This window comes from Enterococcus lemanii (assembly GCF_016909125.1).
Lineage (GTDB): Bacteria > Bacillota > Bacilli > Lactobacillales > Enterococcaceae > Enterococcus_I > Enterococcus_I lemanii.
The window spans coordinates 1-17,608 of sequence record NZ_JAFBFD010000004.1 but is presented as its reverse complement, the minus strand read 5'-3'; the positions used below and the strand labels follow the sequence as shown (position 1 = coordinate 17,608).

The window sequence follows — 17,608 nt, the reverse complement described above, 5'->3', positions numbered from 1 at the left end:
TTTTTGCAAACTGTTTTGTAAACGTTATCTTGTTATTGGTTATATAATACCAAAATCAATTAACGATTGTCAACAACATAATGAACGTAACTACTAAATTAATAAGTAATCCTTTCGATTAATAATCACAAAAGGAAACTAAATAGGCGAATAGCTCATTTAGACAACGAACAAAGCAGTTGATATTATGCTTTAAAATATTATCTATGCTAAAAAAAGCAAACAATTTTCTCATAATCATTTGCTTTTTTCGGTTTATTTTAATGGTATTTTTGATTTTTTTATTGTTACATAAGTTCACTCAAACTAAAATTCTTTTGCAAAAGATTGTTGCTCATTATCTTGATTTTAGTTTCGGCACTTCCTTTTACATAACAAATTAATCTCCCTTGGTAAGTCGAACGTTTATTTTCTGTATAATCCGTAATATCACTTAAGTCGCCATTTTCAAGACCTAAAAGAGCCCCATCTTCTACTAGAACGGTTACGTTTAAATCATTGACGGCACGTTTGCCAAAGCGATCTTTTAATTCAATTTCAAGTTGATACAAATCATTTTCGATGACTGTTGGAAAAGATTCTAACAAGGTTTGTTGCTCATTTCCTATTTGCCAATTCGTAATTTCAAAGTAACTTGCACTTGTTTTAACCTCTAATTCATCGGTAACTTCTTCACCGCTTCTTGTTACTGTTACTTTTAACGTTGCCATAGTTGCTGGAATAACAGCTTTAAAATAACCAACTTTGTCATCATAAGTCATTGGCCACTCTTTACCGCCATTCGATAGCACCGCGCGTTCACCATTTGAAAAACAAAAGACTTCTATAGGCGTTTCAGGAACATAATCCCACTTTCGCTCATAACCGCCATAAGGATTATCCAATGAGTTCGCTAAACGAGTGACTAAATAAGCCGATAGTTCTTTGCGCCACCAACTTTGACGTAAGTAATAATTCTCTTTTTCAAAGCCAGCCAGCGTTAAAATCCCCGCACCAGAGCCATGGATTGGCCACCCATGCGCTTCACCTAGGTAATCAATACCTGTCCATAAAAATTGACCTGAAATATAATTATTCTCTTTTACAGCTAGCCACTCTTGATATCCGTGACCGTTTTCACTTCCGATAAGTGGTTGATTGGGGAAGCGTAAATGATCTTTTTCGTATAAATGCTCTTTGTAGTTATAACCAATTAAATCAAGTGAATCAAGTAAGCCTGTCTGACTGGATAACTCTGGAAAGGCAGCCGCTAAAGTAATCGGACGAGTAGGATCTTTCTTTTTAGCCATTTCCGTTAAACGATGCGCAATCGTACTTAAGCGTTTTGTATCCGGACGATTAGGATTATATATTCTTTCTTCTGCTGGTTTAGAGGCATCGTTATTGCCCGTCATTTCAGCAAAAAGCGGGTTGGCATATGGGTCGTTGGGATAATCGATTTCATTGCCGATACTCCAAGCAATAATTGACGGGTGATTTTTGTTCACATCAATCATATTTTCTAAATCTGCTTGATGCCAATTCGGGAAAAACTCTGCATACCCTTCATGTTTTGGCGGATAAACATTATGGCCTTGCCACCACTTATTTTTAGCATTTTCCCATTCATCAAACGCTTCATCAATGACATAAAAACCTAAAATATCACACAGACGATACAAACTTTGACTATGAGGGTTATGTGCCATCCGAATCGCGTTTGTCCCCATCTCTTTTAACTTCATTAAACGACGTAACCAGACCACACTTGGTACGGCCACACCAAAGCAACCCGCATCTTCATGTAGGCAGACTCCTCTTAATTTTTTGTTCTCGCCGTTTATGGTAAAACCCGTTTCCGGACAAAATGAAAAAGTGCGTAAGCCGACTAACGCTTCGTAATCGCTTGTTTCTTTTGTCGTTTGATTCGTCAAAGTTGTTTTCAGAAAATTCAAATGCGGATGTTCATCTGACCACAATGAAAAACCGGTTAATTTTTCGTCAAAGATTACTTGCTTTTCTTCTTGTTCTTTTAAAAAAATGGTTTGAGAAAAAGTCGCTTTAAGCTTTGAGTCGACTGCACGTAACTCTTCTGTTACCGTCACTTCAATTGGGTTTTCAGAATTGTTTTTGATGGTGTGTGAAATGGCGATTGTTGCTTGATCACCTTCAATTTTCTTTGTCTCAAAAAAAGTACCGTACTCAACAATTTGACACGCTTTATGGCATTCAATCCGAACAGGGCGAGTGATTCCTGACCCGTTATACCACCGCGCATCTGAAATGTCGGTATGATCTACGCGGACTGCAATCACTAATTCATCGTCTAAAGCATAAGAAATCAGTTCATTTAACTCAAATGAAAAAGTTGCATAACCAGACGGGCGTGACCCGACATGGTAACCATTCACCCAAACTTGCGCGTTTTTATAAACACCTTCAAAAATTAAACGAATGGTTGGATAATCTCGAATAGCTGTTAAAGAAATACGACCACGGTACCAACCAATACCACCTGGTAAATAGCCCGTACCACTGGAAGCTTCACGTGTAAAAGGCTGCTCTACACTCCAATCATGTGGGACATTCACTGACGTCCAAGCTTGATCATCATAATCTTTCATCCAACTATTTTTTTCATCGCCTAAATAAAACTTCCACTGCTCGACCGTTACCGCTTTCATTTTTCTGCACCTCATTTATTTGATTATTATCAATCTTTTCTACAACTAAAAGGAAGAATTTAGTCTCCCTACAACTCTAATTATACTAATTTAACAATCATATTCAATACAAAGATGTCTTTTTTAGATAATTCATGAAAAGAAAAACCCTCTTAAAATTACTTTAATAGATAACTAATAGCAAAAAATAAGAAATCTTGACAAAAGTAAGTCAAGGTTTCTTATCTATCAATATACAAAGGAATAGAAGTTTTTTTATTTTTAAACCGATTCTACTGGTAGCTCAGGTGGGAGCATTTCATCCTCCGGGTCGCTCTTCTCACTATAATAATAGCGAAAATCAATATTGGTCGGATGATTCCCAAATTTCTCACCAAAGATCGTACAACCACCTACGTGTTCCGCATCTTCTTTCACTTCAATTTTAAAATCATACATCATTTTGTCTAAGCGTAATTCTTTCATTCGCGCCCAAAGTGTTTGTTTCCCATTAATCCAAACGCCGTGATTGGTAATTCGGATGTTGACTTCCACACCATATTGATTCATCGTGGATTGCCACCAATCTGGGTTTAATTTTCCTTTTACGTCCACAAAATCGCCCGGTGATAACCACGTGCCAATTTCCATACCATTTAAAGTGAAGGTGATGTCTGATGGCCAATTGTTATTCCCTGTTGGAAATTCTGAAGAAAGTTCCAACGTAATTTCAACCATTTGTAGTCGATCGTTATGGCTTAACGGATTCATAACTTTATATTCGACAAATCCTTTCGTGAACCATAAGATTGATGCTTCTGAACGACGAGGATCGACAAAGTATTTTGGCTCGTCGTATTCCCCGATTTGTTCATACTCGCTGGCTAGACCGCAAGTTGGCGTGACATCAAAATCAATATATTGACCAATTGGAACTGAAATATCGTAAAATTCATACGCCGGATAAATCTTTTGCGGAAAATTAATTTCAATTAAGTCGACCTTTAAAATTGATTGTTTTTGCATTCCTGCTTTTCCTGGAATCCGTTCGGTTTTAATAATCCCGGCTTTTTCAAGAATGGTTACGTGTTTCGCGGTCACTGGATTACTCAGTTCTAATTCCTCTGCTAGTTCTTTTACATTCATTCTTTTTCTTGAAAGCAAATTAATAATTTTTATACGTGTCGCGCTTGAGATTGCTTCAAAAACGGGTAATGATTCTTCTGATAAGGGTACTCTCATTTCTCATCGACTCCTTTATATCCTTTACAATTTAACTAGCCTATCCTCCTCTTTATAAACTGAACAAAGTAAAAAGTCAAGAATTTAATTTATGCTATTAACTAATTACCTAACTATTCGACTGCATTTCATTCTTTTTTATTCGTTCAAATAGAATACTGGCCGTTCATTAATTAAAAAGCTTGTTTTATCAATTAATACCAGTTGTGTCGCCTTTAAATTAAACGCTTACATTTTATCAATTCTATTATTTAATTATCTTTATTAGATTTTATTTATAGCAAAGAACGCACATTCCGTACCTTTAGTAGTAATTCGTGTGCGTTCTTCTTGCCTATTATTCTTAAACAATCACTTTTCTTAATAATCCTTGATGATCAAAGTCAAGTGGGGAAATACAGGTTTCACGATTGAAGCCTTTTTCATCTTCTTGATAATTTTCTAGTGGGGTGCCAAAGCGATGATAAGCGATATAGTATTCATCTTTATCAGGCTCTTTTAAAATACTGTGGTGTCCTGTGCCTAAAATATTTCTTTCAGGATACTTTTCTAAGATTGGGTATTGGTACGTGATTGGACCAAACAAACTTTTTGAAATACCATAGTTTACGTGATAATTTTCACTTCGGGTATCATCACTTGACCAGGTAAAATGATACAAATCTCCTCTTTTAAAAACTTCAACTGCTTCACGAAAATCAACCAGGCCTTCATACGCTTGCAACGTCTCTTTTTTATAACCAACTAAATCATCCGTCAATTCCACAATGGCGCCTGTTTGTCCATTTCCAAATAATAAGTAGGTGCGGCCATCTTCTTGATAAATACTCGGGTCAATCATTTGAGCCATTTTTAATTGGTGCTCTTGAATCACTTCTGGCGTTAATAAGGGTTCTGGTGTTGAAACAAACGGCCCAACTGGACTTTGGCTAACCGCTACGCCAATACAAGATTGCCCGTCTGCTCGTTTCCCACAAAAATAGTGGTAGTATTTCCCGGCTTTTTCAGCAATACAAGGAGCCCATGCATGGCTGACTGCCCACGGAACTTGCGTTGTTTTGAAATCAACAATGACGCCTTCGTGAGTAAAATCTTGTAAGTTTTTTGAACTAAAAACAGAAAATGCATCTGATCCCCAATCTTTTGTTCCATCTGTTGTCGGATAAATATAATAGTCATCCCCAAATTTTACCAAATCCGGATCCGCCCAAAGTCCTTTAATTACTGGGTTTTGTTGTTGATAGTATTTAAGCAAACGTTGATATTCTGCTGGTGTAATTGGCAATACACCACCATGACGCTTTAAATTTTCACCAAAGTCATAGTCTTCTTCTGGCATAAAGACAAAATCTTCTTCGCCTAAGTTAGCCGTCGTTAAAATGGCATAACCTAACCCTTTAGAGAATTGATCAACAATTAAATACCATTGGCCATCACTTACTTGATAAATTTCAGGGCCTTCCACTCCTTTTAATGAAGCTAAGAGTGGTGAGTCTACTTGTGTGTATGTCCCAGTTAAAGTTGGTGATTTTTCCATAATAATCCGACTAGTCGTCTCATCTTTTGTGAAGCGGTAATAGTATTCTTCCTTCCTAATGATTGTACTATCAATTACGTCATTGTCTTTTTCTAAAAATAAAAACGGTTCGCTTAATTCTTTAAAATCATTGGTATAGGCCGCATACATTTTATGTTTCCCATCGACTTTAGAAGCCCAAAAGACTAAGAAAGCTTCTTTTTCTTCATCATAAATCGCTTCCGGTGCCCAAACATTTCCTGCTTGTGGTAACAAAACAGGTAAAAAGCGTGGTTCACTCCAGTAAACCAAGTCTTCAGATTCCCAAACAAGAATGTTTAAGCTTCCTTTTTCTTGTGCAGCAATCCAACCTTCTCCAGCACGGATTCTCAAATCTGTCGCGATTAAATAAAATTTTTGGTTCTTTTCATCGCGAATTAAAAAAGGATCACGAGCACCTTTTTTTCCGATTTTCGACGTTAATACAGGATGCCCTTCATTTAAGTCATGAAAGTGGCGGCCATCTTCACTGACCGAAAAATAAACTTGTTCACCATTTTCGTGCTCACCTGTGAAGTGCGCAAATAAAAATCTTTCCATCATTTTTTCTCCGTTTCATTTTATTTTTTATTTCTTATTTTTTTTTGGGGGGGTAAACTCTAAAAATAAAACACTAAATGGTTCCACAACAAATGCTTGATTACTTGAAGGAATCTCCTCTTTTTTAACCGTTACTTGCTCAGGGTGTTCTAGCGAATTTTCTGCTGTGATTTCTGCTGAAAGCTGCGTCAGATTAATTTTATCCCATGAATTATCCAAGTTAAAATGAAATTGATCCTCTCTCACGTTGACGATTTTTAGAATAAACACTTCTTTTTCTTCGTCATATACCGTATTTACATAAAGGGGTTGGATCACTAACGGTAACTCTTTTGTTTCGTTAAATACCTGGCCGTTAATTGTTGTAGTTAATTGACGATGATTAACCTCCAACTCACAAAGATAGGCTTGATTCGTTTGTACTTGCCAAATTGATTGCGTTAGGACACTGTCGCAGCCGTTAACATGACTACTTAGCAAACAATCTTGGTTTTGCCAACCACCCAAGCTCCAACTATAATAATTTTTTTCATCTTTTTGACCAAAGAATAACTGGAATCCTTTATCTACCCGACCACCCGTTTTGGTAAAATGAAAAGTTATTTTGTAATGTTCCATTTGAAGCGTATCAAGTAGCTGACGCTCAGAGCCACCGATTGTTTTCACATCATATGCCGTGACTTGACCGGTTTTTTCATCCGTAACAGTCAAAGAAGTTACTTCTATATCCGCATGATCGCCAACGAAACCAAACGAACCGGTCATTGCTGTATCATCGACAATTTCAGCTTCAGGAAAATCGGACATTTCAAAAGCAACGTTATGCGTCCCTTGATTGGTCATAAATAATTTTTGAACATCGTAATTGACCGAACCATAAACGGTTTCTTGGTTAAACCAAATCAAGTCTGGTCGCCAATTAACATAATCGATGTTTGCAAGTAGCGGGGCATAACAAGCTAGCGCTACTTTATCAGCATTTCTTTCTAATCCAATCATGTAGCTGGCTTCCGCTAATGCACTCCACCAACGATTTGATTTTGCTGCATACTCCCCTAAAAAAACTTTAGGCCCTTGTGCATCAAAAGAATCGTAACGAGTATGATTGGCTAAAAACCATTCTGGCGAAGCGTAGTAGTGCTCATCGACCAAATCCGATTGATGCGTTCGAGCGCTTTCCCAACCACGATCATATTCACTTCCGGCTGAAAATGGGCCAGCTGAATTAATTAGTTTTATTTCTGGGTAAGCTTGGCGGATTGCTTCGTGGAAATATGTATAGCGCTCAAAAAATTCTGGACCGACTTCCTCATTTCCGATCGCAAGGTATTCTAGAGAAAATGGTTCGGGATGCCCCATCTTTGCGCGCACACTTCCCCAAGTCGAGTCCGCCTCACCATTTGCAAACGCAATTAAATCTAACGCGTCTTGTAGCCACTCATCCAACTCCGCTATTGGTACCGCTCTTTGATGGTGTGGATCCCAGCCAGCTGGTAGGACAGGGATTGGTTTTGCTCCTAAATCCTCACACAATTGAAAGTATTCAAAAAAGCCAAGGCCTAATGATTGATTATATCCCCAATTATTACGACGAGTCGGCCGTGTTTCGACGGGACCAAGCGTTTTTTTCCAACGATACATCGAATCATGATCTTCTGCGTTTAAACTTCCATCATGTACTAAACAGCCCCCTGGAAAACGCATGAATTTCGGTTTCATCGCGGCTAATTTTTCGGCCAAATCCTTGCGACAACCATTTTCGCGATTTTTAAATGTATTTACAGGAAAGACTGAGATCATATCAATCGCTAAATCCGTTTTTGGTGGAAATACGATCGCTAAACGGCCATCTGTAACGGTTCGCTCCATAGTAACGACTACTTCATATTTACGCCAACTCTTTTCGGTAATTGGAATAACGGATTCGGTAAAAACCTCGCCAGATGCATTTTGTAATTGCAAAATGAGTTGTTGTTCCTTTAAATCTGGTTTGGCAAAAAATGACAGACGATACTTCTCTCCTGATTGTAAATACAAACCTTGGTTATAGCCTCGATTTCTTATAATCGTTTCTTCTAGTCGATTTACTTTTAAATAATTCCGATTTTGGACATGTAAAAAATCATCTGATAACACACGAAGACTCGTACTCTTTTCAGATAGCGGTTGTCCGTTTGCATCTTCCCAGGCATAAAGAGCATGATAAGTCGGATGATCTAACTCGCAAAATTCAAACGAACGATTTTGAATCATCTCTGCATACAGACCCCCATCTGCGGCATGATTCAAATCTTCAAAAAACAAACCATATAAATCACCAAGAGGCATTAATTTTTCATCACATTGTATTTTTATTTTAGCCAAAAACCCCATCCTCCTCCGAAAGGTTTTTACATGAAGTAACGAATCGTTTTATAAAACATGTAAAATATCCTATATCGATAATTACTTTTTATTTTATCATATTATCAATTAAATGAAAGCCCTTAACTAAGGTATTTTTAACTTTATTCTATTAAATTTACCTTACAACACCTCTATCATCTATTTAAAACAGTAATAATAAGCTTTGAAGATAATTTATTCAATGTTTTAACATTTAAAGTTACCGATTCACAACAATGGGTATTTTAATTGGCCAAAAAAAGAAGCAAGAGAGAATTTGTCTCACCCAAACTCTCTTTCGCTTCTTTTTATCAATTTGATCATTCTGTTGTACTTCCGCGTAATTTCAATTTCGTTGCTAAAATGACGCGTTTGGCAATTTTTCGTTGCGTTTCGATTTTTTCCATTAACAATTCGACACTTGTTTCTCCCATCAATTCCGTATAAACCTTCACAGAACTTAAGGTTGGATAAACATATTTAGCAATACTACTATCATTAAAACCTATTAAAGAGACTTCTTCTGGCACACGAATTTGAGCTTCTTGCAATGCTCTTAGCGCGCCTACCGCCAACGGGTCACTCGCTAGAAAAAAAGCCGTTGGTAAATCCTCACCCAAGTTTTCAATCGCTTTTTTCATTTGATGGTAACCTGCTTCTACATTGAAATCACCTAAAAATTCATATTTTTCTTGGTACAATCCTGATTGTTTCATATAACGTTCAAAAGATACGGTTCTTGGATCGCGCTCATATTCTTGTGTTTCTTCTTTTGAAACATAGTCTTTCCCACCGATAAAACCAATCTTTTGGTGTCCTTGATTGATAAAAAAACTAATGACATTTGAAACGGCTTGGTCAAAATCAACTTTTACAGAATCGTATTGATCAGATAAGAGATCCACGTTCAAAAAGACAATTTCTTCCGTAAAGTTTGTCACCACTTTTAATTCTTCTTCCGTGCATTCGCCAATTGAAATTGCACCGATTACCTCATCATCCGGGATAAAATCATTTCCTTGGAAGACACGTAAAATATCATACCCGAGCTCCATTATTTTTCTTTCAGCACCCATTCTTAAAGAAAGATAATAGACATCATCGAGTTCTTCGCGTTCTGTCAGCCATTGAAAAATCGCAATTTTCCCCTTTTCAACAGCTTTGACACGTTTATGCTTCGTGTATTCTAGCTGTTCGGCTGCTTCAAAAATCTTCTTTTTTGTCTCATCGCTTACCGATAATGTTTGATCATAATTTAAGACGCGTGAAACAGTCGTCTGCGATACTTTCACTAATTGGGCAATATCTTTAATTGTCGCCACGAAAAACACTCCTCTCTTATTTTACCAATAAGAATACCAAGCTTGATAAAGACGAATTAAGGCTTCAAAATAAAAGTAATCTCCCCACAATGTGCATTCATTAACGCCGTGGTTGCCAGGTTTTGTATAAACACCTTCTATGAGAATACCATTTGATTTTGGGTATTTCTTAGTAGTATATTTTTTGGCTAAGGCTTGTCCTCTTGACCAACAAGAATCATCGGCATAGCCTTGTGCAGTGGATCCATATTTAGGTTCACCTGTCGTTACATCCATGTGGTACGTGTGAAAAGTCGTTGCGTCCGGGCGAATAAAATATTTTTCGGCTCGTTCAATTTGGTTTTTCGCTGCTTGTCGATAGCTTTCATTCCCGTTTCGTTTGAAGCAAAGAACAGGAGTGGCAAATTCATATTACAATCAATAATCATGCGGCCTTGTTGCTCGTTTTAGCAGTTGTTTACTACGATTGGATTTTCAGCTGTTATTTGTTTTATGAACGCTTCAATCGTTTGCTTATTCAAAAAACCAATATAAGAATGAAGCGGTTCTTTTTTTAACACTCCTTTACTCATGCGATGCAACCTGTTTAAAAACGGGGTGATCAACAAATGACAAGGTCTGTAAGTCACGGCCTTCTGTTTCAAACACTACAATTTCATTCACACCGGCCTTTAATAGTGGGCTCGGTACGTATAAGCTTACGGCAGGGCCATTTTCCCAGAAACGACCAATATTAAAGCCATTAACAAATACAACCCCTTTGCCCCAGCCGCTACAATCAATAAACGTATCTGCCGCTTGTTCAATCACTGCCTCAAATTTATAAAATGCGGGGGTGTTTGCTACCCATTCTTTAGAAAAATCAACCGACTCGATTGATTCTAATTCTAAACAATAATGTTCCCAATTAGAAATATAATGAATATCTTCCATTACCCCGCGACGAATCCCTTTAAATTGGGTATGCGCCACTAATTTGGGACCATAGTTATTCCGAGCAGTATTTTCTACAAGGATATCTAATTGATTTTCTGTTTTGTCTAACGTCACAGCAACTGGTTGTCCAATCGTTTCGTATTGTTGGGTTGCGACTAATTGTTCATTGATAAACATCTGCACACGGTCGCTTGCATCGATTACACGTAAATTATCAATTGTTCGAGCTTCTTTTAAAGTACTTCGGTATAATGTGTAGCCAAAAGATTGATCTAACGCTTCCATATTCAAAGGATAGTCATTGACTTTTTTTTGTGCTAGTTTATCGAGCGTCGCAAACAATGACACTTTTTCTGTCACTGAATGTTCTCCTAAATTCGTTAACGTTGGATATTTTGGTTCAAAAATTTCAACTTCTGGACAAGATTCTTTAATCGCACGTTGAATGGCAAAAAACTTCTCGGTTGGTGCCCCATATTCATTCAATGGAGCATCGTAGTCATAAGAAGTTATTTGGGGTACATCTCTTTGTCCCATATCCGAACAACCATTATAAAAGCCAAAGTTGGTGCCACCATGGAACATATAAAAGTTAATACTTCCCCACTTCAAGACTTGACGTACTTCGTTTGCCGTCTCTTCTGGGTCGCGCTTAATGATCGGTTCTTCCCAATTATTGAACCAGCCATCCCAAAATTCCATACACATATAAGGATGTTTTAAGCCGAATTTTTCATTGTGTTTTTTTAGCGCGGTAAAATTCGTATCTGCATCTGAACCAAAGTTCGCTGTAGCTAAAATCCCATCTTCTGATAACGTACCTGCATCTAAAACTTGTTTCCAACCACCATCTGACGTAAATAGTGGCACATCAATGCCATTTTCTTGAATCATTTTAGCCAGCGCTCGCAAATAATTCGTGTCTTCACTGTATGAGCCATATTCGTTTTCCACTTGGACCATCAATAGCTTGCCACCTTGTGTGTATTGAAATTTCGTGACACGCGGCAATAATTCAGCGTAATAAGAAGCAACAGCTGTTAAGAATTCCGGTTGACGGCTACGAATACGCATGTTTTTATCTTTTAAAAGCCATGCAGGCAAGCCACCAAAATCCCACTCTGCACAAATGTAAGGCGATGGCCGTAAAATAATATATAAACCCATCTCTTGCGCTAAACTTAAAAAGGCTTCGATATCTGCATGGCCAGTAAAATTAAATTCGCCTCTTTTAGGTTCATGTAAATTCCATGGCACATACGTTTCAACCGTATTACAACCCATTGCTTTTAAATTATATAAAATATGCTCCCACTTTTCTGGTAAACTTCTAAAATAATGAACAGCCCCTGAAATTAATTTAACTGGCTGCCCATCAATTAAAAAATCCTCTTTAATTTGAAAATCCATTTATTTCTCGCTCCTTAAAATGATATTTCTAATCCGTCGAATGTATATCTCTTGAACTTTTTTCAATGATTACGAATTGAATCACTGATAAGATTACCGTAACAATAAGCTTTTTTTGAAAGCGTATTTATTCGTTACAACCACAATATAACACCACTAGTAAATATCGTCAATAACTTTTACTATACATGTTTAAAATATCACTAAAAATTTACCGAGGTTTATTTTAATGTCTACTGAAGATTTTTAAATAAGGATTTTCTTGAATTTACATAACGCTTTCTTCAGCACTAAATCACTATTTTTTTGAATTCGTAAGGTACCAAAAAAACCATTTGTAAAGGTTGCACAACATCGCCTTTTTTATTTAGCATATTTCTTTGATAGTTCTTCCCAAGGAATACGAGCCTCTTTTTTAATTTAACAATCTTCAGGATTTATTCTTTAAACTCACCAGTTGATCAAAATCTGCAAAAATAAGTTACAGGTAAATTTGTGGATTATACATTAGAAGCCTTCAACATTGATAAGAGCGCACAGTTTTCCATGTTCTAACGTTAAAAATCTTGCACTTGTTATATAAAATATTGAGGTCAAATACCGCTGTTTCAATGTTTTTTTATTGAATCGGTAGACATTATTTTACCTCTCAAATCCGCCTTTCTCCAATAAAAAAAGTGTCGCAAGAGAAATTCCTTCTCTTGCGACACTTTTTCTTAACCTAAATCTGGTGTATCTGTTAATACAACTTGTTCTGCTATTTCTCCGTCTGATTCAAAAATAATGATTTCGTTTGTCCCTTGACGTAAAATTGGTGCTGGGATATACAGACGTTTTTGTGGGCCAACTTTCCAGTAGCGGCCAATATTAAAGCCATTGACCACGACAAAACCTTTGCCCCAACCTTCCATATCAATGAACGTATCACCCAGTTCATCTGCTTCAAAAACAAAACGTGAAAAGCTTGGTTGCCCCGGTACGTATTTTTGTGAGAAATCAACTTTTTCCAAATTATCCATCGGCAAGGTATAAATATCCCACTCGCTCTGGAAGGCGCCGTTAATGACAACCCCATCTTTGATTCCTTTGTGTTGATGATTCATCTTAACGGAGTAATTCACACGTCCCATGTTTTCAACTAAAACACCTAATTCATTTTCAGGCGCTTCTAAGGCAAATTTTTCTTGTTGCCCGATTTCTAAATCATATTGAATAAATTTCGGTTCTTGATTAACAAAGACATTTGCTCGATCCATACAAGAAATCAAACGAAAATCTTCAACTGGTCGTGCAGGTCCAATTTGACTTTGGTAATAAATATAACCCGTTCCTTGTTGCAAGCTTTCCATTGAAAGTGGGTAATTCGAATGAACTTTTTCACTAATTGTATCAAGCGTAGCAAACAACGAAACACGTTCTGATGCCGAAAGGGTGCCATAAGATTTTTTCTGAATTTTAGTCGACAGTGGGAATTCTGGGATAGCTGTATGGCGTTGAATAATTTCTTTAAACGCTTCGTATTTCGGTGTCGTATCTCCCCACTCCGTTAATAAAGCATCGTAATCATAGCTGGTCACATCTGGCGCAAGTTTTTCATAGTAGTTTGCCCCACTTGTAAAACCAAAGTTTGTGCCCCCATGGAACATATAAATATTAACGGATCCTTCTTCTAAAATATCTGAAAATTCTTGTGCCGCATCCGCCACACTCGTTGTATGGTGCTTCTCATCGCCCCACGCATCAAACCAGCCAATCCAAAACTCCATCACCATTAGTGGGCGTTTTTCACCATGAAATTCGCGTAAACGAGCGAAATGTTCTTTAATTTTCGAACCACAATTAATTGTTGGAAAAGCCATTTCCGGAATCGAACCATTTTCAAGCATGTCGCCCCATGGACCATCCGATGTTACCAACGGGACTTCCACCCCTTTATCTAACATCATTTGCGCCATTTTTCGCATATAGGCTTTATCATTTGCATAGCCACCGTACTCATTTTCAACTTGCATTAAAATAATCGGGCCACCTTGTGTAATTTGTAAATCAATGACTTGCGCAAACAATTGATCAAAATAACGATCAATTTTTTCCATAAATGGCGGATAATCAAAACGCACTTTCATATTCGAATCATTTAATAACCAGTAAGGCAGGCCACCAAATTCCCACTCGGCACAAATATATGGCGCCGGACGCAAAATAACGTACAGCCCTACTTCTTGTGCGATTTGAATAAACTGACGTAAGTTTTTACCATCTTGAAATTGATATTCGCCTTCTTGGGGCTCATGAATATTCCAAGCAACATACGTTTCAACCGTATTACAGCCCATTAAACGCAATTTTTCCAAGCGATCGCGCCAGTATTCTGGTACTACACGAAAATAATGAATTGCACCTGATATAATTTTCATTGGTTTTTCGTTCAAATAAAATTCTTCTTTAATTTCAAATTTCCCCATGTTCTTCCCCTCTTTTCAATTGCATTGGTCTCCTTTATTTTAACGATTTTCACACAATAAAAGTATCATCAACGAAACCCGAAAGTATCAGATAACGAAACAAAAAACTCGATTAGACAGAATTAAATTATATTCCTAGCAGTGCTACACAAAATAATCGGATTAGCAACCCATATTTCAATGTTTTTTATTTAATCGGTAGATATTATATACAAATATTTATTATATTAGTCATCCTTTTAATACCAATAAGCAAACCAACTTTGACGTAAACGAATCAAGGCTTCGACGTAATAGTAGTCGCCCCAAATCATACACTCATCCACCCCTTTATCACTTTTCTTGTCATAAACACCGTGTAAGAGTAATCCATTTGATTCTGGCTGCTCTTTCGTCGTGTAATCTTTTGCTAAAGAAGTCATAATTTCAAGTGCAACGGTTTCGTATTCCGCTCTTTTAGCATCTGAAAGTGGCAAGTGACGGGCTAGTTCTAACAGGCCACACACCGCAATTGAAGCGGCTGAGCTATCGCGTTCTTCGCCACTACCATCATTAAAAATCAAGTCCCAATAACTAATTTTATCTGCTGGTAATTCTTTAATGAAGTAATCCGCGACGGCTTTTGCTGTTTCTAAAAATGAGGTGTCGCCAGAATGTAAATAACTTAATGTAAAACCATAGATTCCCCAAGCTTGTCCTCTTGACCAACAAGAATCATCAGAAAAGCCTTGTTGTGTTTTCCCTTCAATCGGATCCCCGGTTACAGGATCAAAATAATACGTATGATACGTGGTGGCATTTTCTCGCACAATATATTTTTGCGTTTGTTTGGCATGACGATAAGCTGCTTTCGCATAGGAATCATCGCCTGTTACTTCTGCTGCAAAATAAAGAAGTGGCAAGTTCATTAAGCAATCAATAATCATCCGGCCTTGCTGCTCTGGATCATTTAGATTTCCCCATGCTTGGATAATACCTGCGCTTGGTAAATATCGTTTCATTAACAAATCCGCAGCCTTAACCGCTAGTTCTTTTGATGTCTCGTTTTTATTTACCCGATAATCGGCCACTGCTGATAATGAATATAAAAAACCAATATCATGCGTCTCTAGTCCAATTTCGTGCGCTAAACGGTGATGAAATTCCGCCATTTGAGAAGCGATCACTTCATCATAATCACTTGTCCCGCTTAATTCTTTTCCTAAAAGGAGCATTCCAATCCAGAAACTCGCCGTCCAATCGGTACTTTCTTCAGGGATATAAACGAGATTTTTACTCGCTGCTGGTGGGACAAGCGTTTTAAAAATGGCTTGATTGTCTTTCATTTTGTTCAGTGAGAAATCAATCTGCTCCTGTAACCAAGCATATTCTGGTGTTAATTTTGTTTTATTCATTTCTTCCTCCTATTGTGGCGTGTTTATTTTAATTATTTTTCCTTCTTGTTCAATCGTCATTTGATCTTGCTCTTGCATAATGACTGGCATCGCGACTCGTTCGCCGGGTAAGTAACCACTGACGACTGAAATCAACCGATGATGGCCACTTGAAAGAGTTGTTTTTAAGTGCGGCAAATGGGTTCGCGGATGACATAGGTTCGTATTTGGCTCTGTTCGAACAATCCCTGCTTGCGTAAAACCAGTAATCGCTGTAATTTCCGAACACCCAAAGGTACTTTTTATTTGTGCTTGATTCGTTGTTACTTGGTGCGCTTCTTCTGGTGTTATCGGGATTGAAAAGCCACCTTCATACGCGATTAATTTTCGTTTTGTCTCGATTTCATGAAGACGAACGTGAGCATTTTTTAGCGGGATAATCGTTGTTTTTATCTGAACGTCTTCCCAAGGCGCCCATTCATGAACAACACGATCTTCGCAAATTTCATATGCTTGATCGCAAGCTTTTGTTCGGAAATAATGATCGTCTTCGGCTAAAGCCAAGCAATTGTCGTATGCTCCTTCGTAGTACCAATAGTTACTTTTTGGAACACTATTCCCAAAATGAGTCGAATAGACAAACTTACTATATTTACTACTTGCATGACTCTGGTAATTAATCCACTGCCCGGCTGGAAAACTTAACAGATACGCTGGCTATCATTGTATTGGTAAAAATTTTTACTCACGGGACTAGCAAGCTGCGGTTCAGCAATTTGAATCGGTTGAGCTTTCGCTTGCCAGTAAGGATGCGCTTTTGGCACCGCTAACAAAATAAACGTTTTAAATGACCAATAAGGTGAACCGGGTGCATTATAACCTTCTGCAAAAATCAAGCCCTCGTATGCATACCCGACTGACAATCGTCCTTCAGGTGTAAAAATCGCTTGTTGCATCCACCAATGTAAATGACGACTAATGATTCCTTTTACTTCACCCCAAGGAAGCGCTTCAACATCGGCGAAAACTAAGGCGCTAAAAAAGAAACTTGTGCAAAGCGATACGCTAGACTTCGACCAAAAGGAATAGCTGCTCCTTCTTGGGTAAACCAATATTTAAAAGTTTGAGCAAAAATTGTTGCCCGCTCTTTCATTTTGGCTACTCGTAACTCGTCTTCAGGCATAAATCGAGTATAAAGCAAGCTATAATAATGAATCGCAAACGAAACATAATAATCGATTTGCGTTTCAACGCCGTCACAATACCAACCGTCTCCCAGATAGAAATGATCAATTTTATTTAAATCTTCTTCAATCCTCACTTGTGAGTAAGTCATCCCACATTGTTTCATCGCGACATTTACAAGTACGCGGAAAAAATGCCAGTTATTCGGTGGTATTTCACAATGATTCACTTGAATGAGCCAACGATGAAGATTTTCTTGTTCCTGCTTGGTTAAACGATCCCAAGTTTTCTCTTTATTTAATAACTAAAACTTGAAACATAAAAAGTGCACACGAATCTCATGATATCAAGCAAATAACCCGATAATTTAGTTTCAAGCAACCCACTTCAACTGGTTTTGTGTTGCTTGAGGTAGTTTTTGGATAAACTGACCCATAATGTTATTTAAAGTTTCTTCAGAAAGCACCATTTCGTTCGCAAATACTTCTTTAAAAAGCTCGAGAAGTTGGCTGATTTCTTCTGAAAAACTGAT

The 17,608-nt window shown here is 37.5% G+C and carries 10 protein-coding genes and 1 pseudogene; all 11 read right to left on the bottom strand.

Annotation, left to right across the window (positions count from 1 at the left end):
- Positions 1–287 precede the first annotated feature (287 nt).
- Complete coding sequence (locus tag JOD14_RS01880) at positions 288–2,663, bottom strand: glycoside hydrolase family 2 TIM barrel-domain containing protein (protein ID WP_204652996.1); 2,376 nt, start codon at positions 2,661–2,663, stop codon at positions 288–290.
- A gap of 261 nt (positions 2,664–2,924) precedes the next feature.
- Positions 2,925–3,884 carry an ArsR/SmtB family transcription factor gene (locus JOD14_RS01875; RefSeq protein WP_204652995.1) on the bottom strand — a complete coding sequence of 320 codons (960 nt, stop codon included), beginning with the start codon at positions 3,882–3,884 and terminating at the stop codon, positions 2,925–2,927.
- A gap of 343 nt (positions 3,885–4,227) precedes the next feature.
- Positions 4,228–6,000, bottom strand: a complete 1,773-nt coding sequence (locus JOD14_RS01870) for a glycoside hydrolase family 43 protein (protein WP_204652994.1) — start codon at positions 5,998–6,000, stop codon at positions 4,228–4,230.
- A gap of 27 nt (positions 6,001–6,027) precedes the next feature.
- Entirely contained in the window at positions 6,028–8,364 is a 2,337-nt protein-coding gene (locus JOD14_RS01865; RefSeq protein ID WP_204652993.1) for an alpha-L-arabinofuranosidase C-terminal domain-containing protein, read from the bottom strand.
- Positions 8,365–8,705: 341 nt separating this feature from the next.
- Positions 8,706–9,707 carry a LacI family DNA-binding transcriptional regulator gene (locus JOD14_RS01860; protein WP_204652992.1) on the bottom strand — a complete coding sequence of 334 codons (1,002 nt, stop codon included), beginning with the start codon at positions 9,705–9,707 and terminating at the stop codon, positions 8,706–8,708.
- A 21-nt stretch (positions 9,708–9,728) separates the two neighbouring features.
- Positions 9,729–9,983, bottom strand: a complete 255-nt coding sequence (locus JOD14_RS01855; RefSeq protein ID WP_204652991.1) for a hypothetical protein — start codon at positions 9,981–9,983, stop codon at positions 9,729–9,731.
- A gap of 170 nt (positions 9,984–10,153) precedes the next feature.
- Positions 10,154–10,279 (bottom strand): hypothetical protein, encoded by a 126-nt coding sequence (locus JOD14_RS13310; protein ID WP_275581264.1) that lies wholly within the window; start codon positions 10,277–10,279, stop codon positions 10,154–10,156.
- Positions 10,272–12,053: a glycoside hydrolase family 35 protein gene (locus JOD14_RS01850; protein WP_204652990.1), complete on the bottom strand. Its 1,782-nt coding sequence runs from the start codon at positions 12,051–12,053 to the stop codon at positions 10,272–10,274. The genes JOD14_RS13310 and JOD14_RS01850 overlap by 8 nt, the downstream gene beginning before the upstream one ends.
- A gap of 716 nt (positions 12,054–12,769) precedes the next feature.
- Positions 12,770–14,518 (bottom strand): glycoside hydrolase family 35 protein, encoded by a 1,749-nt coding sequence (locus tag JOD14_RS01845; RefSeq protein ID WP_204652989.1) that lies wholly within the window; start codon positions 14,516–14,518, stop codon positions 12,770–12,772.
- A gap of 239 nt (positions 14,519–14,757) precedes the next feature.
- Positions 14,758–15,912 (bottom strand): glycoside hydrolase family 88 protein, encoded by a 1,155-nt coding sequence (locus JOD14_RS01840; RefSeq protein WP_239576041.1) that lies wholly within the window; start codon positions 15,910–15,912, stop codon positions 14,758–14,760.
- A gap of 9 nt (positions 15,913–15,921) precedes the next feature.
- Positions 15,922–17,380: pseudogene (locus JOD14_RS01835) on the bottom strand (DUF2264 domain-containing protein); the annotation flags it as partial.
- Between the last annotated feature and the right edge of the window lie 228 nt (positions 17,381–17,608).

Coding starts and splice junctions, on each gene's coding strand:
- JOD14_RS13310 (WP_275581264.1), bottom strand. CDS start 10,279: ATGAGTAAAGGAGTGTTAAAAAAAGAACCGCTTCATTCTTATATTGGT.
- JOD14_RS01845 (WP_204652989.1), bottom strand. CDS start 14,518: ATGGGGAAATTTGAAATTAAAGAAGAATTTTATTTGAACGAAAAACCA.
- JOD14_RS01875 (WP_204652995.1), bottom strand. CDS start 3,884: ATGAGAGTACCCTTATCAGAAGAATCATTACCCGTTTTTGAAGCAATC.
- JOD14_RS01855 (WP_204652991.1), bottom strand. CDS start 9,983: ATGGATGTAACGACAGGTGAACCTAAATATGGATCCACTGCACAAGGC.
- JOD14_RS01880 (WP_204652996.1), bottom strand. CDS start 2,663: ATGAAAGCGGTAACGGTCGAGCAGTGGAAGTTTTATTTAGGCGATGAA.
- JOD14_RS01870 (WP_204652994.1), bottom strand. CDS start 6,000: ATGGAAAGATTTTTATTTGCGCACTTCACAGGTGAGCACGAAAATGGT.
- JOD14_RS01850 (WP_204652990.1), bottom strand. CDS start 12,053: ATGGATTTTCAAATTAAAGAGGATTTTTTAATTGATGGGCAGCCAGTT.
- JOD14_RS01840 (WP_239576041.1), bottom strand. CDS start 15,912: ATGAATAAAACAAAATTAACACCAGAATATGCTTGGTTACAGGAGCAG.